A 3097-nucleotide genomic window follows, 5' to 3' on the forward strand; every position below is an offset into this window, starting at 1 on the left:
ACCATGTCGGCGTCCTGCTCGATCGATCCCGATTCACGCAGGTCGCTCAGGGCCGGCTTCTTGTCTTGACGCTGTTCCGGTCCACGGTTCAGCTGCGACAGCGCGATCACTGGCACACCGAGTTCCTTCGCGAGCAGCTTCAGCGCACGCGAGAACTCACTGACCTCCTGCTGGCGCGACTCGACGCGCTTGCCGCTCGTCATCAGCTGCAGGTAGTCAATCACGACCATCTTCAGGCCCGCGCGCTGCTTCAACCGTCGGCACTTCGCGCGGATCTCGACGAGCGTCATGTTGGGGCTGTCATCGATGTAGAGCGGGGCGTCGTTGATCTTGCCGCGGGTGGCGGCGATGGTCGTCCAGTCGCGGTTGTCGAGCGTTCCCTTGCGCATCGACTGCAGCGGGATGGCGCCCTCGGCGCTCATGAGACGCATCGCGATCTCACTTCGCCCCATCTCGAGCGAGAAGAAGATCGTCGGCATGTCGTGCTTGATCGCCGCGGCGCGGGCGAAGTCGAGCGCAAGCGTCGACTTACCCATCGCGGGGCGGGCGGCGATGATGATCATCTGACCGGGGTGCAGACCGTTGGTGAGCTGGTCGAGACCCGAGAACCCGGTCGGGATGCCGGTCATCTGACCGTCTCGACCGCGCGCGGCCTCGATCTCCTCGACCGCCGCGTCGACGGCGATCGTCAGCGGAACGTAGTCCTCGGCGGTGTCATCGCCGGAGACGTTGTAGATCTCGGCCTGCGCGTTGTTCACCAGGTCGAGCGGATCACCCTGCCCCTCGTACCCCATCTGCACGATGCGGGTGCCCGCATCCACCAGCCGGCGGAGGAGGGCGCGCTCGGCGACGATCGAGGCGTAGTAGCCCGCGTTCGCCGCCGTCGGCACGATCGAGGTGAGCGTGTGCAGGTAGTCGGCGCCGCCGGCCCGCTGCAGCTCGCCGGTCTTGATGAGCTCGTCGGTGACGGCGACCACATCGGTGGGCTCACCGTGCGAGTAGAGGCTGAGGATGGCCTCGAAGATCAGCTCATGCTTGGGCACGTAGAAGTCGGTGCCGCGGAGTGTCTCGATGACGTCGGCGACGGCATCCTTCGACAGCAGCATGCCCCCCAGGGCGCTCTGCTCGGCGAGGAAGTCGTGAGGGGGCGTGCGCTCGTTCTCGCGGGGTCCACCAAGTCGGTCGGGTGAGATGTCGGCGATCGACACGGGCGTCCCTCCAGATTGACTTCGGCACCCCACCACCGCCCGTTGGACGACGCGCACGCTGGGATGGCATGACGAACGGATCAGCACCCGTTCCCGTGTTCCGATGGGAGCACGAACCCCCGACACGGCCGTCGGCGCTGACGAATCCACACCCACCCCCGATGGGCAGGACTTCACGCTAGAGACAGGTTCTCCCCCGTGCAAGACGGCCTGTGGATAACTCTGTGGAAAGGGTGAGCACAACTCGGACACGGGTGTGCACAACACCTGTGGAAAACTCCCAAGCACTGGGTGCGGGCAAACTTTTTTATGCCACTTGAACTGGCTTTTCTTTATCCACGGGCTGTGGACAGAGATTGTGTTTGAAGTTGGCGTTGAGAGTTGCCGTGCCGGGCGCGACTGTGCACAAATCTGTGGTTTCCGCAATCGAACGACACGCCGATTTCGCGCGTCGAAGGTCTTTACAGGTCCGCGTCCCAGGAGTACCGTGCCTGGCACACCGCGGCATCTCCGACGCAAGCAACGCCGCTCCGGGGGGAGCAGGGATGGCGCGAAGGGGGTGACCTTGATGCGTGAATCGACGGCACGGATGGTGCCGCACGCACAGCGCCTCCTCCTGCTCGCCCTCGGGCTCGGTCTTCTCTGGACCGCCGCCGCATTCTTCCTGCACATCCCCGCTGCGGGCGCCGCAGAAGACGACGACGGAGGCCTGCTCGGCGCGGCCACGTCGGTCGTCGAGGGCGCGACGGGCGCGGTCGACGAGGTCGCGGAGACGACGCTCGATACGACCGCGACCGTCGTGGCACCGGTGGTCGAGACGGTCACCGAGCCCGTCGTGAAGCAGGCGCCCGCCCCGGTCGCAGACGTCGTCGAAGCCGTTCCCGAGGTCGTGACCCCGGTCGTCGAGACCGTGAAGCAGACCGTGACCGCCACCACCGAGGTCGTCGACACCGGTGCCGGCGCGGTCACCGGCACCGTCGAGACCGTCGTCAGTTCCGGCCCGGTATCCAGCGTCACGAGCCCGGTCGTCGACCTCGTCTCCGAGGTGCCGATCGTCGGTGATGTCGCCGAAGGGGTTGGCCTCACAGGAGCGATCACCGACACCTCCACCGCGATCGACACGACCGTCGGAACCGTGGTCGTCGGCGACGCCGTCGCACCTCCTGCTCCGCCGCTGGTCGTCACCATCCCCGATCTCGAGGCTCCCGTGGTGCCTGCTCCCGCGGTGCCCGTCTCTGAGCTGATCACGGTCGGCACCGCCACGGCGGAGGCGTCTACGGTGGCGGCGATGGTGAGTGTCGCCGCCGCGATGACAGCGGCCTGGTGGGCCCAGGACGGCTCCTGGGCGCCTTCTGCGATCGCCACCGCGATGGGTGCCGCCGCGGTCGCCGGCGCCGCCGCCACGCGTCTGCTGACCTCTCCGGCAGCGCCGTCCGGCGCGCCCGTGTCCGCAGGCGGCAACGGGGGCATCGCTTCCGCGTCGGGTGCCCAGCCGATCACGGGCATGCTCGGCGACACCTGGCGCAGCCTCCTTCTCGCGGGCCCCCCGCGAACGCTCGTCGACGACGCTCTGCCCGGAGCGCCGATCTACGCCACCGACTCGACTCCTGACTGACGGTATCGAGCCGCACCACTCTGCGTGCGGCAGACGATCCGGCACGCCATCCGGCGTGCTGTCGATACCTCAATCAAGGAGTCATAGTCATGCACACGATCATCAAGCGCGCCCTGTGGGGTGCGCTCATCGGAGGGGGAATCTCCCTCNNTGGGTACCGCCGCGGTCGCCGGTGCCGCCGCCGCGCGTCTGCTGACCTCTCCGACGGCACCGTACGGCTCGCCCGTGTCCGCCGGCGGCAACGGAGGCGTCGCTTCCGCGTCGGGTGCCCAGC

2 protein-coding genes are annotated in these 3097 nt (G+C 67.6%); one reads left to right on the forward strand and one right to left on the reverse strand.

Going from position 1 to position 3097, the window contains the following annotated elements; genetic code table 11:
* Positions 1-1208 (reverse strand): replicative DNA helicase (gene dnaB, locus B4E30_RS09105; protein ID WP_414683200.1); only part of this gene is annotated, 1208 nt, incomplete at its 3' end.
* A gap of 568 nt (positions 1209-1776) precedes the next feature.
* Between dnaB and B4E30_RS09110 the strand changes: the two genes are divergently transcribed.
* Positions 1777-2823: a hypothetical protein gene (locus B4E30_RS09110; RefSeq protein ID WP_286794874.1), complete on the forward strand. Its 1047-nt coding sequence runs from the start codon at positions 1777-1779 to the stop codon at positions 2821-2823.
* The last annotated feature ends 274 nt before the right edge of the window (positions 2824-3097 follow it).

The sequence above is a fragment of the Microbacterium sp. UBA3394 genome (assembly GCF_002358725.1).
Taxonomy (GTDB): Bacteria; Actinomycetota; Actinomycetes; order Actinomycetales; family Microbacteriaceae; genus Microbacterium; species Microbacterium luteum.